We start from the raw sequence: 26387 nt of genomic DNA on the forward strand, positions 1-26387 counted from the left end.
GCCGATGGTAGTGTGGGGTCTCCCCATGTGAGAGTAGGACACTGCCAGACATTCATTAGACGAGAAAGCCATCCTTAACCGGATGGCTTTTTTGCGTTTTAGTTTTGTACTCTTAGCACTGAGCGTATGTAAATCCGGCATAGAACGTGCCAAATTGCACTGACTTCCATACCTATCACAATACCTTCCTCAATATTATTATTAGCTCATTTATTACTCTTTTTTATTTCATAGAACAAATTGAAATAATTTCAACTTGTGTACAATAACTCGACATTGCCTTGCCTTTTGGTTAAATTTGGCTATCTAGAAGTCCAAATAGCGAAAGATAAAACAATAGAGGTTTCTGACAATGCCAATTCGTGTACCAGATGAATTACCTGCGGTAAACATACTCCGTAATGAAAACATCTTTGTCATGACGTCGACACGGGCGAGTATTCAAGATATTCGGCCAATGAAGGTATTGTTGCTTAACCTGATGCCAAAAAAGATAGAAACCGAAAATCAATTCATTCGATTGTTATCAAACTCCCCGCTACAGGTTGATATTCAATTACTACGCATTGATAGTCGGCAATGTAAAAATACCCCTGCCGAACATTTAGATACTTTTTATTGCGATTTTGATTCAATCAAAGATCAAAATTTTGATGGGTTGATCGTTACGGGGGCGCCTTTGGGGTTAGTTGAATTTGAGGATGTGACTTATTGGAATGAAATTGAAAAAATAATTAATTGGGCTAAAAATCATGTTACTTCGACGCTTTTTGTCTGTTGGGCTGTTCAGGCAGCGTTAAATATTCTTTATGATCTTCCAAAATATACCCGCAAGACCAAACTATCCGGAGTTTACCCTCATTCAACGTTAGATCCTTTGGCGTTATTGACGAGAGGGTTTGATGAAACCTTTTTTGCCCCTCATTCTCGCTTTGCTGATTTTCCTGAATCGGTAATCCGCGAATATACAGATTTAGATATTTTAGCCATGTCTGAAGAAGCGGGAGCTTATTTACTTGCCAGCAAAGATAAAAGGCTAGTATTCGTAACGGGTCATCCGGAATATGATGTTGATACATTGGCGGCAGAGTATTGGCGCGATCAGCTGGCTGGTTTAGAACCCGACTTACCCATTAATTATTTTCCCAATAATGATCCTGAAAATAAACCAGTTGCAGCTTGGCGCAGTCATGGCCATTTACTATTCTCAAATTGGTTGAACTATTATGTCTACCAAATCACGCCATATGATCTGACGTTTATGAACCCCACCTTAGATTAAACTTCATTCTTGACAGAAAATGAGAATTTGCTGAAGCGAGCCATTTCTCATTTTTCTAATTTTCTTTTCTCTTCCGTTTAACCTCATCTGTTACCTATTCTTTATATATAACAAAAGCTTAACATCTTTGATATTTTGTTTTTGGAATTTATTTCCCTGTTTTGCGTTGTGAAAAATAAACTTAATCATTTGATTTTATTTGATTATTCATAATTTATAAAAATAATGGAAATGGTTTTTGATTTATTCTCTGGATTGATTAATCTTAGCTCAGTGAGTACTTGAAAGATCAGACGAGGGGAATTATGCGGCAAGTTTTAGCAACTCAGTTAACCTTTATGAAGTCTTTTCATGAGGCGGAAAATCAGGTGTTATCACCTGAATCTATTGATTTTTTAGAGAGTTTGGTTGTTGAATTTTCTGATAGACGTAAGAAATTATTGGAAGATCGTATAAATTGGCAGAAAAAAATAGATGATGGAACATTGCCTGATTTTATTTCGGAAACACTTTCCATCAGAGAGGATGATTGGAAAATTCAGGGAATACCCGATGATCTTAAAGATCGCCGAGTTGAAATCACAGGGCCTGTTGAGCGAAAAATGGTCATTAATGCTTTGAATGCAAACGTAAAAGTATTTATGGCAGATTTTGAAGACTCACTGGCACCGGCATGGGATAAAGTGATCGATGGGCAAATTAACTTGCGGGATGCTGTTAATGGGACGATTTCATACACCAACGAACAGGGCAAACGTTATGAGTTAAAATCAAACCCAGCCGTGTTGATCGCCCGTGTGAGGGGATTGCATCTGTCAGAAAAACACGTTCTTTATAAGAATGAACCGATTTCTGGTGGGTTATTTGATTTCGCCCTTTACTTCTATTTAAACCATCAGAAATTGCTGGAAAAAGGCAGCGGGCCTTATTTTTACTTACCTAAGATACAGAGCTACCATGAAGCGCAGTGGTGGAGTGATGTTTTCAGTTTTGCAGAATCCCATTTCAATTTACCGAAGGGAACAATTAAAGCGACCGTTTTGATTGAAACATTACCTGCTGTGTTCCAGATGGATGAAATTCTCTACCATTTGCGTCATCACATCGTGGGCCTTAACTGTGGGCGCTGGGACTACATTTTCAGCTATATCAAAACACTAAAAAATCATCCAGATCGTGTTTTGCCGGATCGCCAATCCGTTACGATGACACAACCTTTCTTGAGTGCATATTCTCGCTTGTTGATTAAAACCTGCCATAAACGTGGTGCGTTCGCGATGGGAGGAATGTCAGCGTTTATTCCCAGCAAAGACCCTGAACAAAACCAACAAGTATTGAACAAGGTCAGGGCTGATAAAGAATTAGAGGCTAATAACGGCCATGATGGTACTTGGGTAGCCCATCCGGGGCTTGCCGATATAGCCATGACGGTCTTTGACACTAAGCTGGGTGAATATCCAAACCAATTGTCAGTGTTACGTGAAGAAGATGAAACGATCACGGCTGAGCAATTACTCGCGCCTTGTTCAGGAGAAAGAACCGAAGAAGGAATGCGTGCGAATATTCGTGTTGCCGTTCAGTACATAGAAGCATGGATTTCTGGCAATGGATGCGTACCCATTTATGGCTTGATGGAAGATGCGGCTACAGCAGAAATCTCCCGTACTTCCATTTGGCAATGGATACGTCATAAAAAATCATTATCCAATGGCAGAAAAGTGACCAAGGCCCTGTTCAGGGAAATGTTGAAAGAAGAGTTGGAAATTATTAAGCAGGAAGTTGGTGAACAACACTTTAGTCAAGGAAGATTTATGGAAGCTTCTGCCTTGATGGAAAGGATTACCACACAGGACGAACTAATTGATTTCCTGACCTTGCCAGGCTACCAATTACTCGATTAATTTAAAAACAATAACGACGACAAATATTCAATAATTATGAATAGGGAGAACATCATGACCATGTCCCGGACACAACAAATCGCTCAATTAGAACAAGAATGGAAGCAACCACGTTGGGAAGGCGTCACTCGTCCATATAGTGCTGAGGATGTCATCAAGCTGCGTGGCTCTATTAATCCTGAATATACTTTTGCGCAGATGGGAGCGAAAAAGTTGTGGGAATTGCTGCATGGCAAATCAAAGAAAGGCTATGTCAATGCACTCGGCGCGCTGACGGGCGGACAGGCTCTTCAGCAAGCAAAAGCAGGCATAGAAGCCATTTATCTTTCTGGTTGGCAGGTTGCCGCTGATGCCAATACAGCCTCCAGCATGTACCCGGATCAGTCATTGTATCCTGTTGATTCCGTTCCCAATGTGATTAAACGCATTAATAATAGCTTCCGCCGAGCAGATCAAATCCAATGGTCGAATGATATCGAGCCTGGCAGTCAAGAATACATTGATTATTTTCTGCCTATTGTGGCAGATGCTGAGGCCGGCTTCGGTGGCGTATTGAATGCGTTTGAATTGATGAAAGCAATGATAGAAGCAGGCGCTGCGGCGGTTCATTTCGAAGATCAATTGGCCGCAGTGAAAAAATGTGGGCACATGGGCGGCAAAGTTTTGGTTCCGACTCAAGAGGCCGTGCAAAAACTGGTTGCAGCACGATTGGCTGCCGATGTATCCGGTGTCCCGACGTTGTTAATTGCACGCACTGATGCAGATGCAGCAGATTTACTGACATCTGACTGTGATCCTTATGACAGTGAATTCATTACGGGCGAGCGGACTAATGAAGGATTCTACCGTACCCGTGCAGGTATTGATCAGGCTATCAGCCGTGGCTTGGCATACGCGCCTTATGCCGATGTTGTCTGGTGCGAAACCTCTACGCCAGACATTGAAGCCGCGCGCCGTTTCGCTGAAGCCATTCATGCGGAATATCCGGGCAAGCTGCTGGCATATAACTGCTCTCCATCGTTTAACTGGAAAAAGAATCTGGATGACAAAACCATCGCCAGTTTCCAAGAACAATTATCTGCCATGGGCTATAAATTCCAGTTCATCACGCTTGCTGGCATACACAGCATGTGGTTCAACATGTTTGATTTGGCTTACGACTATGCACGTGGCGAAGGCATGAAGCATTATGTTGAAAAAGTCCAGATGCAAGAATTTGCCGCTCTTGAGCGTGGCTATACTTTCTCTTCGCACCAGCAAGAAGTTGGGACGGGGTATTTTGATAAAGTAACCACGATTATTCAGGGAGAATCCTCGTCTGTCACGGCACTGACGGGTTCCACAGAAGAACAGCAATTCTAAAAATTTACTATCCCATTGATACGATAGGGGAGTTCAATGATGAACTCCCTTGACGTGTCGGTTAAGGGGGCTAATGTGGCGACAGATCTTGCTCATTTAATTGCACAGACTATTTTGCAGGGGTTTGATGCGCAATATGGTCGGTTTTTGGAAGTGACGTCTGGTGCACAGAAACGTTTTGAGCAAGCGGAATGGCACGCAGTACAGAACGCAATGAAAAAAAGAATCAACCTGTATGATCATCATGTTGGGTTGGTCGTAGAACAACTGAAATGCATCCATGGTTCATTGCAATACGATGAAACGTACATTGCCGAAGTTAAGGCAGTGTATACCCGTTTATTGCCTGACTACCCCCGTTTTGAAATTGCAGAAAGTTTTTTTAATTCGGTTTACTGTCGTTTGTTTCAGCATCGTAATTTAAGGCCAGAAAACCTATTTATTTTTTCTTCCCAGCCATCTTTCCGTTTTCGAGATATTTCTCGTCCATTGTCACGGGATTTTTTTCCTTCCGCCAATCTGTCATCGATGTTGAAAACAATCTTAAATGACCTGCCATTGCGACTTAAATGGGAAAATTTGGAACGGGATATTGGCTACATCACACAATACTTACAGAACACTTTCTCCCAGAGTGATTTATTGCAGGCCACATTTCAAATAGCCAATGAATTGTTTTACCGGAATAAGGCAGCTTGGTTGGTGGGAAAAATCAGGATGGGGGCGGTAGTGCATCCATTTTTATTGCCAATCCATCACGATGAATCAGGAAAAATTTTTATTGATACCTGTTTGACCAATCATGATGATGCCAGCATTGTTTTTGGTTTTGCCCGTTCCTATTTTATGGTTTATGCACCATTGCCTGCGGCGTTGGTCGAATGGTTGCGTGAGATCTTGCCGACGAAATCCACGGCCGAGCTATACATGGCAATTGGTTGCCAAAAGCACGGAAAAACAGAATATTACCGAGAATATCTTACCTTTATTAATGCTTCCCAAGAGCAATTTACGATAGCACCGGGTGTGAAAGGGATGGTCATGCTGGTTTTTACTTCTCCTTCATTTGATCGTGTTTTTAAAGTGATTAAAGATAAATTTGCGCCTCAAAAAGACGTTTCTCAGGAACGGGTTCAGGAGTGTTATCGTTTAGTAAAAGAACATGACCGTGTGGGAAGAATGGCTGATACACAGGAGTTTGAAAATTTTGTGATTGATAAGTGTCATATCAGCCTTGAATTAATGGATGAGTTGCAAAAAGAAATACCGGAAAAACTGGAAGATCTAGGGGATAAAATTTTAATAAGGCATCTTTACATGGAGCGTAAAATGATCCCGTTGAATATTTACATGGAGCAAGTTGATGAGATTCAACTGAAGGATGTGATAGAAGAATACGGGAATGCGATAAAACAATTAGCGGCTGCAAATATTTTCCCCGGCGATATGTTGTTTAAAAATTTTGGCGTGACTCGTCACGGTCGGGTGATTTTTTACGATTATGATGAAATCTGCTATATGACTGAGGTGAATTTCCGCGATATTCCTCCTCCCCGCTATCCTGAAGATGAGCTGGCCAATGAACCTTGGTACAGTGTGGCTGTTAACGATGTTTTTCCAGAAGAGTTTCGCTATTTTTTGTGCACTGACAAGCGGATACGAAGTTACTTTGAAGAAAGCCACAGTGATTTATTTAAGGCTGGCTACTGGCGGGCATTACAAGAGCGCATTAAAAATGGGCATGTGGAAGATGTTTTTGCTTATCGGCGCAGGCAGCGATTCAATCAACGTATGGATGAGGACGTAATAGAAAAGAATACAATAGGAAATAAATTGTGATATTACTCATGATATAGAAAAGACACTGATTATTGACGTGTAAAATAGAAACTGCATGCTCATTAAAATAACAGGCTGTTCATTTATTGGTTTTCAATGATATTATCTTATCGGAAGAAATTAAATTGATTTTAATAAATATAGTTCCGTAATTTAATAATCATAATGTTCACCATGGCTAGCATATCTCATTTGTTTTTTAATAGCATGTAGGGGGAATAATGACGAATGTCATTTTATACGGTGATATTTTGCATATCAAAAATGGATATGCCAACGGAAGTTATCTTGATACTTATGAGTATGCGACTTCACTCAGTGAAAAATATAATGTCTCCACTTCTGTTTCTTCAAATCGTGATTCTGGTTCCGGTTCATGGCAAATTTTATCCGCCGAGGGTAAAACTTTAGGTTCAGAAGTTTACAGTGGCGATACTATATTTCTATTAAACCTTTATCACAATGATGGTGGATATCTGCGAGTGAGCGGCAATGCACCCTCGCCAGAGCTTTATAATGTGTATACCGCAGACAGGCCAGTGAATTCTCTTGATACCGCGATATGGTATATATTTTCAGATACAACCCGTCATTTTGATGGCAAAGTTCGTGAGGAAGACAACATTCGTTTACTGAATAGTTTTAATCACGTTCATGGTGGTTTTCTTGATACTTGTGGGAAATCTGAATACCCCGAAACTATATATAAAGTTTATACTTCTCCGTTATCAAATCGAGATAATGGCAGTGGTACATGGGTATTATCAAAAGCAATCCGTTAACAAAAAATAAAGGTTGTTTTATTTTTATTATTAGGTTGGTTGAGAGATTACTCACAATTATAATAATGAATTTTAAATTCGATTGATTTATTCATTTTAATGCGGAAGTTATTAAGTAATAAAAAATTATTAAATAATAAATTTCCGCATTGAAGTCTTTAAATAAAAATTATGCTTTTGCACCTGCGATTGCAGAGCGTGCCAGCTCAGTTATTTGAGCGTAGTCGCCTTTTGCCAGGGCTTCTTCTGGTACTAACCATGAACCGCCAATGCACAGCACACTATCCAAGGCCAAGTAATCACGATAATTTGTTGGGGAAATACCGCCCGTTGGGCAGAAACGTACCTGTGGGAATGGGCCCGCGATTGCTTTCAGGGCCTTAATTCCCCCATTTGCTTCTGCCGGGAAGAATTTGAAGCATTTCAGGCCATGACTCATGCCCAACATCAATTCAGAAACAGTGGAGATCCCTGGAATAAGAGGAATTGAACCCGCAGTTGCCGCTTGTAACAGCTCATCAGTTAATCCGGGGCTAATGGCAAATTGGGCACCAGCCTCCGTGACCGCCGCTAATTGTTCTGGGTTAATCACTGTGCCTGCACCAATAATGGCTTCAGGAACTTCTTGTGCGATAAGGCGGATAGCTTCCAGCGCACATTCAGTCCTCAATGTAACTTCCAGAATACGGATCCCACCGGCAATAAGCGCTTTTGCCAAAGGAACTGCGTGTTCAATTTTATTGATAACAATGACAGGGACGACAGGGCCGTCAGTCAGGATATTTTCTGCGGTTGTTTTCCAATTATTCATCTGCAGTTTCTCTCGTTAATTCAGAACACAAGGGATTTAAAATCCCCCGTTTATTAAAATGCAATACAGCATGCCCCTTGTTCTGCACCTGAAAGCTGGGTTCTCAAAGCACCAAACAGTTCACGGCCACAGCCGATATGTCCTTCATTTAAATCGGGTTGGTATGATGTTCTTTGTGCCAGCTCTTGCTCATCAACCAGAAGCATAAGTTCTCCAGTACGACCATCAACGCGGATCACATCTCCATCCTGTATTTTTGCCAGCAATCCACCGGCTTTGGCTTCTGGTGTAACGTGAATGGCTGAAGGAACTTTACCGGAAGCACCAGACAATCGTCCATCAGTAACTAAGGCTACTTTAAAGCCTCGATCCATCAAAACACCCAATGGCGGCATCAACTTATGTAACTCTGGCATACCATTGGCTTGGGGGCCTTGATAACGGACAACTACAACGCAATCTCGGTTCAATTTACCCGCTGCAAAAGCAGGGGCGATGTCGTGCTGGCTATTAAAGACTACGGCAGGAGCTTCGATAACCTGATTCTCCGTAGGAACTGCTGACGTTTTCATGACCGCACGCCCAAGATTGCCCGTCATGACTTTTGTTCCGCCATGTTGTTTGAATGGTTGCTCAATGCTGGCAATAACATTAGCTTCCAATGAAGAAAGCGGGCCTTCGCGCCATGCTAACTGTCCTTCATTTAACCACGGTTCTTGGGTATAACGTTCCAGACCAAATCCTGCAATGGTATTGACATCGCGATGCAACAGGCCTTTTTTCAGCAATTCACGGATGACTAACGCAACTCCGCCTGCGGCTTGAAATTGGTTGATATCTGCTGGCCCATTTGGATAGATTCGGCAAAGCAGTGGAATAACTTCCGACAATTCAGAAAAATCATCCCAATTAATAATAATCCCAGCGGCCCTTGCCATAGCCACAAGATGCATGGTCAAGTTTGTTGACCCTCCGGTTGCCAGCAAAGCAATAATGCCATTGACGATGACTTTTTCATCGACCAGCCGGCCCAAAGGTAGATAATTCCCTGAAGTTTCAGTCAGGCGTGTAATTTGACGTGCGGCAGCATCATTCAATGCTTCGCGCAATGGTGTGTCTGGATGGACGAAAGAGGCGCCCGGCAAATGCAGCCCCATGATTTCCATTACCATTTGGTTGGAATTGGCAGTGCCGTAAAAAGTACAGGTGCCGACACTGTGATAGGAGGCCGCTTCGGCTTCGAGCAGTGCCTGACGATCAACTTTGCCTTCGGCATAAAGTTGGCGAACACGAACTTTTTCTTTGTTTGGCAAGCCACTGCTCATTGGCCCAGCAGGAATAAAAATCGCAGGTAAGTGGCCAAATGATAGAGCAGCCATGACCAATCCCGGAACAATTTTGTCGCAAATACCTAAATACAAGGCGCCGTCGAACATATTATGTGAAAGCCCAACAGCAGCCGACATGGCAATCACATCACGGCTGAGCAGGGACAATTCCATCCCATCCTGGCCTTGTGTCACGCCATCGCACATTGCTGGAACCCCACCGGCTACCTGTCCGACGGCACCGACGGCCCGCAGAGAATTTTTTAATTTTTGCGGGTAGTCTTCGTAAGGTTTATGGGCAGAAAGCATATCGTTGTAAGAAGTGAGTATGGCGATGTCATTGTGCACCATATTCTTCAAATTGATTTTTTCATCATTCTGACAGGCAGCAAAACCATGGGCCAGATTACCACATGCCAGTTGTGCGCGATGGACGGTTTTTGAACGGGCTGCTTCAATACGAGTTAAGTATTGGCTGCGAGTCTCTTTTGAACGTTCAACAATACGTTGCGTAATGCGCGCGACAGTTGCATTGGTAGCCGTGTTGTTCTGGTTATTTGTCATGATAATTGCTCCCGATATCACAATGGATTGTGACGATTGCCTTGTTGTTACCGGTAACATTCTTCATGCAATAATTAAAGGATGCAATCAACTTTCGTTGATTACACTAGTTAACTGTGATCTACATCAATTTTTTGAGCTGAAACGTAACAGCTTGTCAACAAAACGACTTTTTAAGCTAAATTAGCCTCAAATTTACTTGATACCGCCATATTCTCGGCTGACTTGTTTTGCAGCCCGCATCACCAGCGCACCGAGTTCGGTAACACGATCATCAGAGATACGTGATATTGGCCCTGAAATGGAAATAGCGGCAAAGGCTTCATGATGTTCATCATAAATACAGGCAGCAATGCAACGTAACCCTAATGCATGTTCTTCATCATCAAATGAAAAACCCTGCTTGCGGATCTGCTCCAGCTTTTCCGTTAAAGCGGCGGCAGTGGTACTGGTATGTTGGGTATAGGCGTGCATTCCTTTTTTATGCAGCAATTGGAGGCGTTTTTGTTCAGATAGCGTAGACAAGAGCGCTTTACCGGCACCGGAGGCATGCATCGGTAGTTTGCCTCCAATGGGAGCAGACATTCTCATGAGTGCATTGCATTGTACTTGATCAACAATAACGGCTTCATATTCATCAAGATTAAGAATGGCAAGGTTGACGGTTTCACCGGAATCTTCCATTAATTGACGCAATATCGGGTGAACCAGTACCATCAAATTACGGCTTTGCAAAAAGCTACTGCCGACTACAAAAGCGTGGGAAGCGATCACCCACAATCCCAAATCACCGATTTGGCGAACAAATCCATGTTGCTGCAACGTTGTTAAAAGGCGATGAGTGGTGGAATTGGGCAGACCAGCTTGGATCGCCAGATCAGTCAGGGCAACGCCAACCGGAGAATCAGAAATGTATTCCAAAAGTGTCAGCCCTCGACTTAAAGATTGAACCTGACCGCTTGCAGCGGCGCTGGTTGTTGTCATTTTCGTTTTTTTTATGCGCTTGCTGGCAACGGCTGTGTTCATAAAAGTATCCTCTGAATCATCGTCTGTTTGCAGCAATGAACGCTGCAATGAAAAATGGAACTTATTTTCGTTTTCTTATTATGGACGATAACTAAGGGGAAAACACATCCGATGTGTTGGCGGAGAGAAAACGTAGTTCACAGGGAAAATAGGGGATGGGCGGCAACAAGCTGTCGATAACCATGTTGACGGCGATTATGTGCCTGTCAACATGGTAGAACAATACTGGGTAGGGTAATGCCTAATAGAAAATAACTATTTTTTTAGGATTCAAACAAGCTTTGATGCAACGTCTGGATTACCTGCTCCGCATCTTTGCCGGGAACAAGCAAGCAGATATTGTGACTGCTTGCGCCGCAGCTAATCATGCGAATATTAAATGACTCCAGCGATCCAAAAATTCCTTTTCCCAAACCATTCGCTTTTGAAAGCTCATTGCCGATAATTGCCACTAAGGCCAAATCCTCCTCAACTTCCACACGGCATAACGTCGAAAGCTCCGTCAATAAGGCATTCGTCAATAGGCTGCCATTGGTGCTGGTGGAGCCTGTAGTATCCAGTGTCAGGGCGATACTGACCTCTGACGTGGTAATGAGATCCACCGAAATATTATGTCGGGAGAGGAGGGTAAAGACCTCAGCCAAAAAGCCTCTTGCATGCAGCATTTTCAAGCTATGCAGTGTCAGCAGAGTTTGTTTGCGGCGCAGTGCCAGCGCCCTGAACAGCGGTGGATTTTCCGTCTTATCGCAAACAATAGTACCGCCTGCCTGTGGATCTTTGCTGGAGCCGACAAACACCGGAATTCCCGAGCGAACAGCGGGCAATAGGGTGGCGGGATGGAGAATTTTGGCACCAAATGTTGCCATTTCCGCTGCTTCATCAAAGGCTATTTTATCAATGCGTTTAGCCGCTGGGGCAACACGGGGATCAGTGGTGTAAATACCCGGAACATCTGTCCAGATATCAACACGATTTAACTCCAGTGCCTCTCCCAGCAAGGCGGCGGTATAATCACTGCCACCGCGCCCCAAGGTAGTCGTGCGGCCTTTTTCTTCTCTGCCAATAAAACCTTGAGTGACGACAATGGCATTTTTCAGGCGTGGCTGGAGGTGTTCCACTGCTAAGGTTTGCAGCTGGAGCACGTCGGGTTCAGCTCGCCCGAAATTATCATTGGTTCTCATGATCCGGCGGATATCAAGCCACTCTGCATCCGTATTGCGCTGGCGCAGCAATTCCACAAACAATAAGGTGGACATAATCTCACCGTGGCTGACCAATTCATCGGTCAGTGCTTCTGACGTTGCGAGTGATGCTGCTTCTGACAGCATCTCAATATTTTCCAGCAGGCGGTCAATTTCTTCGCGGATTACACTTGCTTCATGCAATCGCTCAATAATCGCATATTGAATATCACGGATCTGTTCAAGGTAACTCTCCCGTTTATCACTATCGCAGCCTGCCGCTAATGCAACCAGCAAATTGGTCACGCCAGCAGAAGCTGACAAAACGACCACGCGTACACTTGCGTTAGCCAAAATAATATCGGCACAGTGATTCATGGCATCAAAGTCAGCCACACTAGTACCACCAAATTTTGCTACAACATACTGCGAATTAGGAGATGAAACCGCACACATGGATGATAACCTTTTGTTCGGATTTTAGGAGAATAGGCTTTTAGAAATATCGGGTTGAGCGCATTGAGTCAATGATTGGTAATGAAGCATAAATAATTTTCATGATGGAAATAAAATTATCGTTTTTGCCTATCTTAAGAATTTACCTATTTCAACAATTTACCTATCTGAACAATTAGCGCTGGAAATCACAGGCTATTTTGACCAATATCAGTAATAACAAGGAAAGGGAGATTAATCACAACATTAACCCGTTACAATCTGTTGTATTCCTATCGTTTACTGAATTGTTTATTGACCGTTGATTGAGAGAATCATTCATGAAAAACATCAACCCTAGTCAGACTGAAGCCTGGAAAGCATTGCAACAACACTTTGAACAAATGAAAAGTGTGCATTTGCGAGAATTGTTTGAACAGGACAAAGAGCGGTTTGCAGCATTTTCTGCGACATTTGATCAGCAGATCTTAGTGGATTATTCCAAAAACCGCATTACCGCCGAAACGTTGGAAAAACTACAGGCATTGGCACAAGAAACCGATCTGGCCAGCGCAATCCGCAGTATGTTCTCCGGTGAAAAAATAAACCGCACTGAAGATCGCTCAGTACTGCACATTGCTTTGCGTAATCGCAGCAATACCCCGATTATCGTGGATGGGGAAGATGTGATGCCGCAAGTCAATGCGGTGCTGGAAAAAATGAAGTCTTTCAGTGAACGTATTATCGGCGGCGAGTGGAAAGGTTACACAGGCAAAGCAATTACTGATGTTGTAAACATTGGCATCGGCGGTTCTGATCTAGGCCCGTATATGGTGACTGAAGCCCTGAAAGCGTATAAAAACCACCTGAATATGCATTTTGTTTCGAATGTCGATGGTACTCACATTGTTGAAACACTAAAAAAATTAAATCCAGAAACCACTCTATTTCTGATCGCGTCCAAAACGTTCACGACACAAGAAACCATGACCAACGCACACTCTGCTCGTCATTGGTTCCTGCAAAGTGCCATAGATGAAGCCCAGGTAGCGAAACATTTTGCTGCGCTCTCAACAAATGAGCAGGAAGTCAGCAAATTTGGCATCGATCCACAAAACATGTTTGAGTTTTGGGATTGGGTTGGGGGGCGTTATTCGCTTTGGTCTGCCATTGGGTTATCAATAGCGCTTTCGATTGGTCATGACAATTTTGAGCAATTGTTGAGCGGTGCCCATGCGATGGACAAGCACTTTGAGCAAACCGCCTTTGAACAGAACATTCCCGTTTTGTTAGCTCTGATTGGCATTTGGTACAATAATTTCTTTGGCGCAGAAACTGAAGCGATTCTGCCTTATGATCAATATATGCATCGTTTCGCCGCTTACTTCCAGCAAGGCAATATGGAATCAAATGGCAAGTATATTGATCGCAACGGCAATGCGGTGAATTACCAAACCGGGCCGATTATCTGGGGTGAACCGGGAACTAATGGGCAACATGCTTTCTACCAGCTTATCCATCAGGGAACTAAGCTGATTCCGTGTGATTTCATTGCTCCCGCAATGAGCCATAACCCAGTCAGTGATCACCACAGTAAGCTGTTATCCAATTTCTTTGCGCAAACTGAAGCGTTGGCATTCGGCAAAACTCAGGATCAAGTGGAAGCTGAATTTGCAGCAGCCGGAAAAAATGCGCAGGAAGTCGCAACTGTTGTGCCATTCAAAGTATTCGAAGGCAACCGCCCGACCAATTCCATATTAATGCGTGAAATTACACCATTCAGCTTGGGCGCATTGATTGCCATGTATGAACACAAGATCTTTGTGCAAGGCGCTATCCTGAATATTTTCTCATTTGACCAATGGGGAGTTGAACTGGGCAAGCAATTGGCTAACCGGATCCTGCCTGAATTACAGGATACCGAAATTGTGAATAGTCATGACAGTTCGACGAATGGGTTGATTAATCGTTTCAAAGAATGGCGTTAAACTGACGCACTTTCTTATTTGATGTACCTCGCCGCCAAAACAACTTTTTCAAGACAGACTTTATTGAAGGCAGAAGTTTGAAGACAGATGTTATTGGGGTGAGGTTTTTTGTGATTTTCATAATTTGTTATCAACTTTTTATTTTATTGGTCTGCAACATGATATCCTCGCTCTCCATAGTTGTGCTATCGGGGAACGAATGCTCCCCGTAATGGGAAAATTAGATGGCAGATGACACAATATTAACTTCGGCACCTATCCATTGGTTTCTGACTAACGATATCGATATTTCTGAATCTATTTTAGATTGGCTGATGGAAGTTGGTTCAATGACACGCCGTTTTGAACAACATTGCCAGCAAGTATCCGTTGTTCCTTTTCGCGAATGTTTTATTACCCCTGACGATTTAAAAAATGAAAGTGAGCACTTACCTGTAAGTGAGAAATACTGGCTGCGCGAGGTGATCTTGTATGGCGATAACATTCCGTGGCTATTGGGCCGGACGGTTATTCCGGTAGAAACACTTAGCGGCCCAGATAAAAAGCTAGTAGATGTCGGTACTGTTCCACTTGGACGCTATCTTTTTAGTGGTAATAATCTAACGCGGGATTATATTCAAATAGGCCAGCAGGGGAATAACTGGGTGCGACGTTCTTTATTGAGGTTATCAGGTAAGCCACTGCTTCTTACAGAGGTTTTTCTGCCAGAGTCACCTGCATATAAAATTAACAAAACAAAAGGGGAGAAATAGATTGGAGGTCAGTATGACGCAAAATAAATGGCGAGCTTATTGCCGTTTAATGCGTATTGATAAACCCATCGGCGTATTGTTACTCATATGGCCAACATATTGGGCATTGTGGATTGCGGCGAAAGGGATACCGAATTTACACATCTTGCTAGTATTCACTATCGGGGTGCTTTCGATGCGTGCGGCGGGATGCTGCATTAACGATTTCGCAGACAGAAAATTTGATGGGTATGTAGAGCGGACAAAATCCCGGCCACTTCCCAGTGGTGCAGTGACGGAAAAAGAAAGCAAAATATTGTTTGCCACATTGGTACTCATTTCTTTTGCGTTGGTTTTGACGCTGAATAAAATGACGATTGCGTTATCGGCCGTCGCGTTGGCGCTGGCGTGGATTTATCCTTTCGTCAAACGCGTGAGCCACTTGCCGCAAGTGGTATTGGGCGCTGCTTACGGTTGGTCGATACCTATGGCATTTGCCGCAGTGAGTGAGTCCTTACCTTTAGAATGCTGGTTGCTGTTTCTCGCCAACATTATTTGGTCAGTCATTTATGATACACAGTACGCCATGGTTGATCGCGACGATGACCTGAAAATCGGCGTGAAATCCACAGCCGTACTTTTTGGCCGATTTGATAAATTGATCATTGGTATTCTGCAATTCGTTATGTTGGGAATTCTGGTATTCATTACCGACATGGTGAATTTGGATGGAATATACTACTGGGCTATTTTATTGGCAGGTGCGCTGTTTATTTATCAGCAGAAGTTAATCGCAGGTCGGGAAAGAGATTCCTGTTTTCAGGCATTCATGAATAATAACTACGTTGGTATTATCTTATTCCTCGGCATCTTTTTCAGCTATGTCTGACATAAAATTAACGGGCGGTATTTCCGCCCGTTAATGCATACGCAAAATATCACACCATTACTGCTGTTGTTGTTCTTCTTCGGCTACTGCGACCGGTTCAGAATCACTCTGTTCTGGAGGCATACTGACACTTTCAATCGTCAGGCGAATTTCAGGGGACATCAGCTCACTCAAGACCTGATATAGCTCTTGAGCACTGGTTGTGATCATGTCGCCACTGTCTTTAATGTAGCCTTCATCGCGCAATGTGTTGACTGAGCACGCGAACACAGCCTTATCAAAGAACTCTGGCGCATTGATGCCATGCAATACCGATAAACGTTGCGCCAGCATACGGCTCTCTTTTTCCAGTGCACCACGGCTGATGTCAGGGGTGGCATTCAATAGAGAGAGTGTAATGGCATAGCGTTGCAGTGTTTCTCTGATCCCTGCTGCCAGCAATTGCAGTGGACGAATGCGCGCAGGATTCAGAACCAGCATATCTTGTTCTTTATTACAGATAAGGCATTGGCTCGCCAGTTCATCAATCAACGTATTGACGACATCCTGAAGCGTTTCCTTGCTATAACGCATGAACAGTTCTTGCTTGAGCAGTGGGTAGATAAGCTCTACCTGCCTGAGCAATTCGCTGCGACTGATGCGGCGGTGATGCATCACAATGCTGGAAATCAATGACGGCAAGACCAACAAATGCTGAATGTTGTTACGATAATAAGTCATCAGTACTGCGCTTTCGCGCGGCAGGATAATAATATCCCCCAGACTGTCTTTTTCGACTTCAAACTTATCCATCAACAAGGCATGTTCCAGCAACTCTTCCGCTGTCTTATTCGGTACAGTGATATCCGTGGTATAAGGAACATTACGCAATAATTGCAGATAACAATCCAATTGTTCAATAAGTTGCTCACGAGTAAGTGCTCGCTGACGTGACGACAGCAAAGCCGTGGTACACAAATTGATAGCGTTGGCGGCGGCAGCGTTATTGATGTTCACCATAATATTATCTGCCAGTTTACTGACAGTTGGTGTCAACCAAGTTGGCCGCTGGGATTCTATTGGATCGATAGAATCACGCCATTCGGGAACATGATGGTTAAGATATTGCACCAATGGAATAGGTTCGCCGAAGTTGACATAGCCTTGGCCCAGATTGCGCAATTTGCGCAGACCCCGCACCATCTGGAAAAAGCCTTCTTTTTCCTTGGTTGCCCCACGAAGCTCTTTGGCATAAGTCGCCACTTCCATCACATGCTCATAACCAATATAAATTGGCACGATTGTGATTGGACGTGACTCTCCACGCAGCATTGCCTGTAAGGTCATGGAGAGCGTGCCGGTTTTCGGATCAAGCAAACGACCTGTGCGTGAACGTCCCCCTTCGACAAAGTATTCAACAGAATAACCACGGGCAAACAATTCGCCGAGATATTCGCGAAAAACCGTCGAATAGAGTTTATTGCCTTTAAATGTACGGCGGATAAAGAACGCACCAAGGCGGCGGAATATCGGGCCGGCAGGCCAGAAATTCAGGTTAATGCCCGCAGCGATATGGGGTGGAACCAAACCTTGGTGATAAAGCACATACGACAGCAGAAGATAATCCATATGGCTGCGATGACATGGCACATAAACTAATTCATGACCATCCTGAGCCAATTGCCGTACCCGCTCCCCATTATGAACATTGATGCCCTGATACAGACGGTTCCAAGTCCAGCTCAATACACGGTCGGTCAAGCGAACAGTTTCATAGGAGAAATCAGCGGCAATTTCTTCCAACATACTGACAGCGTTTTGCGTTGCCTTTTCAGAAGAGATTTTTTTGCTGCGAGCTTCATCCGCAATGGCTTTTTCTATTGCCTTTGACGCCAGTAATTTGTTGAACAGATCTTGTCTGGCAGGCAAACGAGGCCCGACAGCCGCCAAACGCTGGCGGGAATAGTGTATCCGGGCAACGCGGGCAAGTTTATTGGCGATGATATTATCCGTACCATACTCATCAGCCATATTGCGCAGTGATACCGGAGTTGAGAAGCGGACAAAGCTATCTCGCCCAAGCCACAGGATCGCAAAAAACTTCTGCACACCATTTAGCAGACGTAATTGTGGTGGAGAATTGCCTTCTTGCCCTTCACGCCCCGGAGAGCGGCCAAACATGACGGAAACCGGAACCATCTGGATATTCAGATCAGGATTATTGCGATGCAAATCCAGATAAGAATGAAATATTTTCACCGACTCATGTTTTGATGCATAACAACGGAACACACGTGGGCCGTCATCAATAAAAACACAACTGGGAAGTTGAGTATCACCAATCTCCAAAGGATTCAAAGGGTCCGGCAGATCTTGTGCCAGACATTGTTGACGCAAGGTCAATAAGTCTGTTTTTGATTGGTACGGTAGTACGTACAAAATAGGCCGTGTCGTATCAAGACGCAGCTCAGCAATGGGATCTGTGGGGATTAATTTACTTCTCACTAAAAATTTTAGTGGTATATTCAATAACTTATAGTATATTTTACGCCAACCTGACATAACCGCTTTAAGCCTCTTGTTAGCAATGCGTCGCAAGGATACCAGAAACAGGTTTTGAGATCTGTGGAAATAAGACAATAATAAAAGCTAAAAGTTATATAACCACACAATTACTGCGTCAAAATAAAGAAAATATACATGGCAAATCAATCAACAGGACTGACCCGGATCATTAAAGCAGCTGGATATTCGGCGAAAGGTATCAAGGCTGCATGGCAAAATGAAGCTGCATTTCGACAGGAATCCGTTGCTGCCATCATTGGCATTATTATTGCGTTTTCCTTGGATTTTGGCATGGTTGAGAGGATTTTTCTTATCAGCTCAGTGATTCTGGTCGTTATCGTAGAGATCCTCAATAGTGCCATAGAAGCGATAGTGGATCGCATTGGCAGTGAATATCATGAATTATCAGGGCGCGCAAAAGATATGGGATCGGCTGCTGTGCTGTTCACAATACTTTTGGCGTTATTTATCTGGGGAATCATCCTTTGGTCGCATTTCATGCGTTGATATGGTGTGTTTTTCACCAAAATACGTTATTTAGCTGCTTTTACATGCCGACAGGTTCCCAATTCTAATTTACCTGTATATACTCACAGCCAGACTGTATAAACAAACAGGGGGCGAAATGAAAGCATTAACTGCAAGGCAGCAGCAAGTTTATGACTTGGTGCGCGACCATATTTCGCAAACGGGTATGCCACCGACACGTGCTGAAATTGCAGCACGTCTTGGATTTCGTTCACCCAATGCGGCAGAAGAGCATTTAAAAGCTTTGGCACGCAAAGGGGTGATAGAGATTATTTCTGGAGCATCCAGAGGTATCCGTTTGCTTCTTGAAGAGGTAGATGAGGACGCGTTGCCATTAATTGGTCGTGTTGCTGCTGGTGAACCACTACTGGCTCAGGAACATATCGAAAGTCACTATAAAGTTGATCCTGAGTTATTCAAGCCAAACGCAGATTTTCTATTGCGCGTCAGTGGAATGTCCATGAAAGACATCGGGATTATGGACGGCGATTTACTTGCTGTGCATAAAACACAGGATGTTCATAACGGGCAAGTCATTGTGGCTCGCATTGAAGATGAAGTGACAGTAAAACGTTTCAAACAAACAGGCAACAAAATTGAGCTGATTGCTGAAAATCCAGAATTCAAGCCAATTGTTGTTGATTTGAGCGAACAAAGCTTCACTATTGAAGGGCTGGCAGTAGGCGTTATTCGTAACGGGGACTGGTTCTGATTGTAAAAACGGATAATTGTATTTTGCCATTCTGGGGCGGTCATTTTCCCAGTACCCGTTAAACGGAGTTCAGCGGGTACTTGAGAATACACATGAACATATCAGTTATGACCGTCTCACTGCTTCATCAGCCTTTATCTTTCTTGCTTTATTTCTTTTTATTCTCTTCAACATGATGATTGTGCTGGCATGTACTGTGATCAGTGCAGGAATCTATCTCATGGCAGGAAAAACATAGCCCGTGAACTTCAATTACACTATTGCGTAAATGAAACCCGGCGCCTTGTGCCAGTTGTTGAATTGCGGATTCAACATCTTTCGCATCCTTTTCGGCCACCGAGCCACAATCCTCACAAATAAACATAGCCGAAGTATGGCTGGGCTCTTCAAAATGGTGACAAATGACATAGCTGTTTGTCGATTCAATTTTGTGGATAAACCCTTGTTCCAGAAGAAACTCTAACCCACGGTACACTGTTGGTGGCTTGGCCTGTGGTTCGACTTCACGCAATAAATCCAGCAAGTCATAAGCACTTATCGCGCTGGGTTGCTCTGTAATTAAACGAAGAATTTCAAGACGTTGAGGTGTTAGACGAACCCCTCGTGATAGACAGATGTTTTCAGCTTGCGTCAGTAACTTTTTTTGATTGATAGTATCCATTACACCTCTCACACCTACACGATGCTAATAGCTTTAATGTTAACATGTTTTTTGCTCTGAGAGTGGTATCCTGCACAAAGTTATACGGCCCTATATTTATCCGAAATTTTATGATTTATCGGTAATGAACTGATTGCGCAGTTATTTTTTATTAAGTTAGGAAAATAGATTTATTTAACATTTCCTATAAAAATATGGATCTAATAAACATAATAAATAAGCTTGTTTTTGTAATAGCTATAATCTGACAATAACCATTCTTATGATGGAAATCGTTTTATTATTTAACTGGTTATAAATTAAAGCCTTTTGAATATTAACACTATTTTCAATATTGATCTTTTATGTGAAATTTTAATATTGAAAATAGCAAACGACATATGGCTCAACGTTTGATTGGCATTGATTTTGTGACTGAACATTCAGCTATGGTATACTGCGCAGCTTCACACAATCCCTGGTATCCTGAAACACCTTCTATCTTGGTGTACTGGTAAAAGTACTGGTAAAACAAAAACAGATCCTAATGTACGAACATAAAGAACCCCAAAATACCAATGCAGTCAACGGAAAAGCACATGCATTCAAGCCTTCCCGCTTCTCTGTTGCGCCGATGCTCGACTGGACTGACCGTCATTGTCGTTACTTCCATCGCTTATTGAGCAAGGAAGCATTGCTTTACACAGAAATGGTCACTACAGGGGCGATTATCCATGGTAAAGGGGATTATCTGGCTTACAATGAGCAAGAGCATCCTTTGGCATTGCAACTGGGAGGAAGTGATCCTCAAGCGTTGGCGCAGTGTGCCAAAATCGCACAGGAACGGGGTTACGATGAAATCAATCTGAATGTTGGTTGTCCGTCGGATCGGGTGCAGAATGGGCGCTTTGGCGCTTGTTTAATGGGAGAAGCGGCGCTGGTGGCCGATTGTGTCAAGGCAATGCAGGATGTGGTGGATATTCCAGTTACCGTTAAAACCCGCATTGGGATTGACGAGCAGGATAGTTATGAGTTTTTGTGCGATTTTATTGATACTGTCGTGAAAAACAGCCACTGCGATAACTTTGTTATCCATGCGCGCAAGGCTTGGCTGTCAGGCTTAAGCCCAAAAGAAAACCGTGAAATTCCACCGTTGGATTATTCACGAGTTTATCAATTGAAAAAAGATTTTCCACAACTGACGCTTTCCATTAATGGTGGCATTAAATCACTGGAAGAAGCCAAGCAACATTTGCAGCATGTAGATGGCGTAATGATTGGGCGGGAAGCCTACCAAAACCCTTCAATTCTGGCGCAAGTGGATCGCGAATTATTTTCTCAAACGGCATCCGCAACAAATACCGTTGAAGCTATCAAAGCGCTTTATCCTTATATCGAACAAGAATTATCCCAAGGCACTTATTTAGGCCATATTACCCGCCATATATTGGGTATTTTCCAAGGTATTCCCGGTGCGCGCCAGTGGCGTCGCCATCTAAGTGAAAATGCCCATAAGCAAGGGGCTGACATTATGGTTGTTGAAAAAGCACTGGAAATGGTAACAGAGCGGATGTAATCCGCTCCAATATTGAGGCTCCTTGCAACAAAAGGAGCCTGCAACGATGCCGTTAGGGGATCAATAAACTGGAACCGTGAGTTAAGCGGCTTTCCAGAGCTCTGTGAGCCGATGCAGCCTCGCTTAGTGGGAATTTTTGGCTTTCTGGTACATCAACCTTTATTTTACCTGCAGCAATCAAATCAAATAGGGCTTTGCTGGCTTCGCTTAATTCCTCGCGGGTGGTGATATAGCCACTAATTGCCGGGCGGGTGACAAACAAAGAACCTTTTTGATTGAGGATCCCTAAATCTACGCCAGTCACTGGTCCGGATGCGTTGCCAAAGCTGACCATTAAACCGTGGCGTTTCAGGCAATCCAGTGAATCCAGCCATGTTGCTTTGCCGATGGAATCATAAACAACCCCGACTTTCTTCCCGTCAGTTATATCCAGAACACGCTCTACGATATTTTCACGATTGTAATTGATGCATTGCCATGCACCAGCTGCTTTGGCGAGTTCAGCTTTTTCATCAGAACCGACAGTCCCAATCAATTTTGCCCCCAGCGCTTTCGCCCATTGACAGGCGATTAGGCCTACACCACCTGCTGCGGCATGGAACAAGAAAACTTCGTCTTTTTGAACTTTATGCGTCAGGAAAAAAAGATAGTAGACAGTTAACCCTTTCAATAAAGAAGCGGCGGCCTGTTCAAATGAAATCGCATCAGGCAGAAGAGCGATCTTATGCGCCTGTACATTATGCACTTCGCTGTAAGCACCGGGCGCTGATTGGGCGTAAGCAACGCGATCACCGATGTTGATCGAGGTAACACTTGAACCAACTTTGGTGACGATACCCGCAGCCTCCATCCCAAGCCCAGATGGGAAGCGGGCTGAAGGATATAACCCGCTGCGAAAGTAGGTATCAATATAGTTTATGCCAATGGCTTTGTTTTCAACTTGTACTTCATCGGGGGCAGGATCTGCTGGGGTAAATTCACAATATCGGAGGACTTCAGGGCCGCCGGTAACGGAAAATTCAATGTGTTTCGCCATGATAACTCTCTCATTATGTTAAAAATATTGGGAAGAGCCTCGCACGTTTGAAATGAAACTGATGCAAACGGCGTTAATAGATCCGAAATCATTACATACTATCTATATTTACTTAGTGTTTTGAAGTTTGTCCATGATTATTGTTTTTATATATAGATCAGATAATTAATAAATCATTCAACTGTACGTTGTTACAGTGTTTATTGACGTTTACTCACTCATACAGCACACTATATAAACATTTGTATAAATATCTTGGGTGATCATGGCTGCCGAACTAAACAAACTCAGTGACAAAAAACTTAAAACCTTGTACGGAAAAGAAAGGGATAATATTGAGTTTTTTGCTGATGGCGCGGGGTTGAGTGCCAAAGCATCTAAAGCTGGTGGTATCAGCTGGGTTTTTACTTATCGGCTTGATGGTAAAAAGTTAAATCGCCTTACCATTGGGCGCTATCCTGATATGCCCCTCAAGCAAGCTCGTGAAACACGGGACAAATGCCGTAACTGGTTGGCATCCGGTAAAGATCCAAAACTCCAATTTAACTTAGTGATGCAGGAATCATTAAAACCCGTCACTGTAAAAGATGCTATCGAATATTGGATAGAGCACTACGGCAGAGAGAATCGAGTGAATATCGATACTCTCATTCTCCAATTAGAAAAACATATTTATCCTTATATTGGTGAAATGGCATTGCCTGTCTGTGAAACAAGATATTGGCTGCAATGTTTCGATAGAATGAAAAATAAAGCTTCGGTGGCTGCTGGTTCTGTATTTCAACTGTGTAAGCAAGCTCTAAAATTTTGCCGAGTAAGACGGTATGCAATCAGCCATGTATTGGATGATTTAACTATTCAGGATGTTGGAAAAAAACAAAATAAAGGTCAGCGTTATTTAGAGGATAATGAACTTGGTCAATTATGGGAATCCATAAATTCAGGTATTTATCTACCTTATTATAATAATATATTGAAAATAATGGTTGTATTTGGTTGCCGAACACGAGAGATCAGGTTATCGAAATGTTCAGAATGGAATTTCAATTCCATGTTATGGACTGTTCCAAAAGAAAATAGCAAAACAGGCGAGAAAATCATTCGCCCGATACCAGAAAGTATGAAAGCATTTTTAGAGCATCTTGTTTATAAAAATAAGAGAAGTGATTACCTCTTAGGAGAATTTAAAAAACTCGAAGCAGTCGCCCAGTATGGCAGAAAAATATGGAAAAAATTAGAGCATGACGAGGATTGGTCTTTGCATGATTTAAGACGGACGTTTGCAACTAAACTAAATGATATGGGTATAGCACCACATATTGTAGAACAGCTTCTAGGCCACGCTTTGCCGGGCATTATGTCGATATACAACAAGAGCCAATACCTACCAGAGAAGCTGGATGCTTTAAACAAATGGTGTGAGCGGCTGGATGTTTTGGCGGGCACTGATGAAAATGTGGTTATATTAAAAGTAGTTTAATAATGAAAATCAATGCGTTTGATGGTGAGCATAGGCATTGTGATATATACGTAACAAATGTGGATTGATTTCTTAATAGTTTCCATTAAGTAAAATACCCTCACAAAAACAATTAAACAGTGAGGGTAACATGACTATTCAATACAACACTCCGACACCTGAAGAACGCCGCTCTATCCTTTCCGAATATGGTGAACGTTATGATCGTCTGATCCGAGAAAAGGAACGCCTGCACATTACCTCTATTTCCCGAACGTCAGCATGGAAACTGGAAAATGAAGGTCGCTTCCCTGCCCGTAAGCCATTAGGCCGCAATTCCTGTGCTTGGTTGCTCAGTGATCTGTTGCACTGGGTACGTAATCCGCCAACCGTAGAAAATATAAATAATCCGTATAGCCGTAAACCTACCAATTAAAAAATAACATCATGAAAAAATTAACTGCCTTAATTGGCAGTGGTAGAACTCATTCTAAAAATAGCCTGATTTTTGGCATAAAGGGATGTGATGGTAGATATTAGCTATAAAAATTATTTGAAATTAAATAACCATCAATTTGAGAAGCAACCCTCTTCAAGAGGATTCGTTGATTATTATTCAGATGATCCTCTGGTTTTGCGCTGTCGGCGTTTGATTTCGCCTGACATAGCCGAAATGATGAATTGCGCGGTGCTTTCGCCTGCTTCTTTTAATTGCTCCATTGAATCAGCAAGCTCATGTGGCACACGGGCTTCTAACTTTTTTGATTTTGCGTTTACTGCTTTCGTTGCCATATCTTTATCCATTAGTAGTTGGTAGCTGACAGTATACGCAAAAAATATTCATAAAAAAGAATTGACGTGGCTGACACTTAAAAACACGATGGTGGCTGACACCTTGAGTGGGTCAGTGAATAAAAACAGCAACGCCCCGAAGTGCAGCAACACTATCGAGGCGTTTAACCACAACCGTTAATAGAGGTAACGACTATGGCTGGCATACAGTCTAACCAAACACGCCCTAAATTTATACGCCTAATTCATTCCCAGCGCCTTATCACTGTTCTGGCAGGTATTTCCTTCCTGAGAGCCGTTTCTCGTCAGGAGGTACGCCGTGGGTAAGAAAATACTTTCATTAAAACAGGCAGAATATCGCACTCAGCTAGCAGCTTCTGTTTTCACGTTCATTCTTGAAAAATCACCAGAAGAATGCACCATTGAACTCAATAATCTGATCTTACTAGCGCGTGATATCAATCAGGAAATACAGCAGGCACTTTTACAACATGCACCACAGCCCTTGTTGCTGACATTATTGGGCTATGTAATGAACAGAACTCAGAAAGCGATACCGTTAGATCAGGCCATGTATCGGGCTGGGTTAGCCATATCGTTATTTGAGGTCATTCTTGACAAAATCGGCAGGGATTGTTCAGAAGAACTGCGCGATCTGCTGGCGCTAGCTTGTGATTTTAATCAAGACGTTTATCACGCACTGTGTGCGGCTGTCTATGGGGAGGAATAAATCATGTCCTCTTCAAAATATATGGAAAACAGCCCGATAGACGTTATCCGAACTGTGAAACAATCCGCCATGAATCACTGGCAAAGCCTGTTGCCCGCCTGTGGCGTTGATGTTCCGGCAAAGGGGAAGCATGGCGCTTGCCCTATATGCGGTGGCACTGACCGTTTTCACTTTATAGATGATAACCATCACGGCGACTGGCATTGTCGCCAGTGCGATCAGCCCAATCACGGTGACGGTCTGGATTTAGT

General features: G+C 43.1%; 24 protein-coding genes. 16 read left to right on the top strand and 8 right to left on the bottom strand.

Translation table 11 applies throughout. From position 1 onward, the window contains the following. The first annotated feature begins 352 nt into the window (after positions 1-352). The 5 genes from metA (at position 353) to BM100_RS20245 (ending at position 7166) form a co-directional block, all read left to right on the top strand. A complete protein-coding gene (metA, locus tag BM100_RS20225) occupies positions 353-1282 on the top strand; it encodes a homoserine O-acetyltransferase MetA (RefSeq protein WP_092514238.1) in 930 nt (309 codons plus the stop codon). Positions 1283-1587: 305 nt separating this feature from the next. Then, the gene (aceB, locus tag BM100_RS20230) at positions 1588-3183 is read left to right on the top strand and encodes a malate synthase A (RefSeq protein ID WP_092514240.1); all 1596 of its coding nucleotides are present in this window, start codon (positions 1588-1590) and stop codon (positions 3181-3183) included. Between the two features lie 54 nt (positions 3184-3237). Next, a complete protein-coding gene (gene aceA / locus BM100_RS20235; protein ID WP_092514242.1) occupies positions 3238-4545 on the top strand; it encodes an isocitrate lyase in 1308 nt (435 codons plus the stop codon). 39 nt (positions 4546-4584) lie between these two features. After that, positions 4585-6384, top strand: a complete 1800-nt coding sequence (aceK, locus tag BM100_RS20240; RefSeq protein ID WP_092514280.1) for a bifunctional isocitrate dehydrogenase kinase/phosphatase — start codon at positions 4585-4587, stop codon at positions 6382-6384. A gap of 221 nt (positions 6385-6605) precedes the next feature. Further along, the gene (locus tag BM100_RS20245) at positions 6606-7166 is read left to right on the top strand and encodes a hypothetical protein (protein ID WP_092514244.1); all 561 of its coding nucleotides are present in this window, start codon (positions 6606-6608) and stop codon (positions 7164-7166) included. 169 nt (positions 7167-7335) lie between these two features. Here the strand turns inward: BM100_RS20245 and BM100_RS20250 are convergent, their stop codons facing one another. From BM100_RS20250 to lysC, 4 genes are all read right to left on the bottom strand, one after another. After that, a complete protein-coding gene (locus BM100_RS20250) occupies positions 7336-7977 on the bottom strand; it encodes a bifunctional 4-hydroxy-2-oxoglutarate aldolase/2-dehydro-3-deoxy-phosphogluconate aldolase (protein WP_092514246.1) in 642 nt (213 codons plus the stop codon). 53 nt (positions 7978-8030) lie between these two features. Beyond that, on the bottom strand, positions 8031-9869 hold the full coding sequence (gene edd, locus BM100_RS20255; RefSeq protein WP_092514248.1) for a phosphogluconate dehydratase: 1839 nt from the start codon (positions 9867-9869) through the stop codon (positions 8031-8033). Positions 9870-10064: 195 nt separating this feature from the next. Next, positions 10065-10895 carry a glyoxylate bypass operon transcriptional repressor IclR gene (iclR, locus tag BM100_RS20260; protein ID WP_092514250.1) on the bottom strand — a complete coding sequence of 277 codons (831 nt, stop codon included), beginning with the start codon at positions 10893-10895 and terminating at the stop codon, positions 10065-10067. Positions 10896-11158: 263 nt separating this feature from the next. Next, positions 11159-12532: a lysine-sensitive aspartokinase 3 gene (lysC, locus tag BM100_RS20265; RefSeq protein ID WP_092514252.1), complete on the bottom strand. Its 1374-nt coding sequence runs from the start codon at positions 12530-12532 to the stop codon at positions 11159-11161. A gap of 320 nt (positions 12533-12852) precedes the next feature. On the opposite strand from lysC, the gene pgi reads away from it, so the two are divergent. The 3 genes from pgi to ubiA all read left to right on the top strand — a co-directional run bounded on the left by pgi (position 12853) and on the right by ubiA (position 16119). After that, a complete protein-coding gene (gene pgi / locus BM100_RS20270) occupies positions 12853-14499 on the top strand; it encodes a glucose-6-phosphate isomerase (RefSeq protein ID WP_092514254.1) in 1647 nt (548 codons plus the stop codon). Positions 14500-14723: 224 nt separating this feature from the next. Continuing rightward, positions 14724-15251, top strand: a complete 528-nt coding sequence (ubiC, locus tag BM100_RS20275) for a chorismate lyase (protein WP_092514256.1) — start codon at positions 14724-14726, stop codon at positions 15249-15251. Positions 15252-15264: 13 nt separating this feature from the next. Further along, positions 15265-16119 carry a 4-hydroxybenzoate octaprenyltransferase gene (gene ubiA, locus BM100_RS20280; RefSeq protein WP_092514258.1) on the top strand — a complete coding sequence of 285 codons (855 nt, stop codon included), beginning with the start codon at positions 15265-15267 and terminating at the stop codon, positions 16117-16119. A 57-nt stretch (positions 16120-16176) separates the two neighbouring features. Here ubiA and plsB read toward each other — a convergent pair whose 3' ends face one another. Continuing rightward, complete coding sequence (plsB, locus tag BM100_RS20285; protein ID WP_092514260.1) at positions 16177-18660, bottom strand: glycerol-3-phosphate 1-O-acyltransferase PlsB; 2484 nt, start codon at positions 18658-18660, stop codon at positions 16177-16179. 138 nt (positions 18661-18798) lie between these two features. On the opposite strand from plsB, the gene BM100_RS20290 reads away from it, so the two are divergent. Then, positions 18799-19170 carry a diacylglycerol kinase gene (locus tag BM100_RS20290; RefSeq protein ID WP_092514262.1) on the top strand — a complete coding sequence of 124 codons (372 nt, stop codon included), beginning with the start codon at positions 18799-18801 and terminating at the stop codon, positions 19168-19170. 118 nt (positions 19171-19288) lie between these two features. Continuing rightward, on the top strand, positions 19289-19903 hold the full coding sequence (lexA, locus tag BM100_RS20295) for a transcriptional repressor LexA (protein ID WP_092514264.1): 615 nt from the start codon (positions 19289-19291) through the stop codon (positions 19901-19903). A gap of 148 nt (positions 19904-20051) precedes the next feature. Here the strand turns inward: lexA and zur are convergent, their stop codons facing one another. Next, complete coding sequence (gene zur / locus BM100_RS20300) at positions 20052-20564, bottom strand: zinc uptake transcriptional repressor Zur (protein ID WP_092514266.1); 513 nt, start codon at positions 20562-20564, stop codon at positions 20052-20054. 526 nt (positions 20565-21090) lie between these two features. On the opposite strand from zur, the gene dusA reads away from it, so the two are divergent. Beyond that, positions 21091-22119: a tRNA dihydrouridine(20/20a) synthase DusA gene (gene dusA / locus BM100_RS20305; protein WP_092514268.1), complete on the top strand. Its 1029-nt coding sequence runs from the start codon at positions 21091-21093 to the stop codon at positions 22117-22119. A 52-nt stretch (positions 22120-22171) separates the two neighbouring features. Here the strand turns inward: dusA and BM100_RS20310 are convergent, their stop codons facing one another. Further along, entirely contained in the window at positions 22172-23155 is a 984-nt protein-coding gene (locus tag BM100_RS20310) for a quinone oxidoreductase (RefSeq protein WP_092514270.1), read from the bottom strand. A gap of 265 nt (positions 23156-23420) precedes the next feature. On the opposite strand from BM100_RS20310, the gene BM100_RS20315 reads away from it, so the two are divergent. Together BM100_RS20315 and BM100_RS20320 are read left to right on the top strand one after the other, a co-directional pair. Further along, positions 23421-24635, top strand: coding sequence for a tyrosine-type recombinase/integrase (locus BM100_RS20315; RefSeq protein ID WP_092514272.1), 1215 nt, complete (start codon positions 23421-23423; stop codon positions 24633-24635). Between the two features lie 130 nt (positions 24636-24765). Next, positions 24766-25050 carry a helix-turn-helix transcriptional regulator gene (locus BM100_RS20320; protein WP_092514274.1) on the top strand — a complete coding sequence of 95 codons (285 nt, stop codon included), beginning with the start codon at positions 24766-24768 and terminating at the stop codon, positions 25048-25050. A 176-nt stretch (positions 25051-25226) separates the two neighbouring features. Here BM100_RS20320 and BM100_RS20325 read toward each other — a convergent pair whose 3' ends face one another. Further along, on the bottom strand, positions 25227-25406 hold the full coding sequence (locus tag BM100_RS20325) for a YlcI/YnfO family protein (protein WP_092514276.1): 180 nt from the start codon (positions 25404-25406) through the stop codon (positions 25227-25229). 195 nt (positions 25407-25601) lie between these two features. Between BM100_RS20325 and BM100_RS23905 the strand changes: the two genes are divergently transcribed. The 3 genes from BM100_RS23905 to BM100_RS20335 all read left to right on the top strand — a co-directional run. Next, positions 25602-25733: a hypothetical protein gene (locus BM100_RS23905; protein WP_274539951.1), complete on the top strand. Its 132-nt coding sequence runs from the start codon at positions 25602-25604 to the stop codon at positions 25731-25733. Beyond that, positions 25726-26136, top strand: a complete 411-nt coding sequence (locus tag BM100_RS20330) for a hypothetical protein (protein ID WP_092514278.1) — start codon at positions 25726-25728, stop codon at positions 26134-26136. The genes BM100_RS23905 and BM100_RS20330 overlap by 8 nt, the downstream gene beginning before the upstream one ends. Before the next feature lie 3 nt (positions 26137-26139). Then, positions 26140-26387 (top strand): primase-helicase zinc-binding domain-containing protein (locus BM100_RS20335; protein WP_139217013.1); only part of this gene is annotated, 248 nt, incomplete at its 3' end.

The sequence above is a fragment of the Xenorhabdus mauleonii genome, assembly GCF_900113945.1.
GTDB classification, from domain to species: domain Bacteria; phylum Pseudomonadota; class Gammaproteobacteria; order Enterobacterales; family Enterobacteriaceae; genus Xenorhabdus; species Xenorhabdus mauleonii.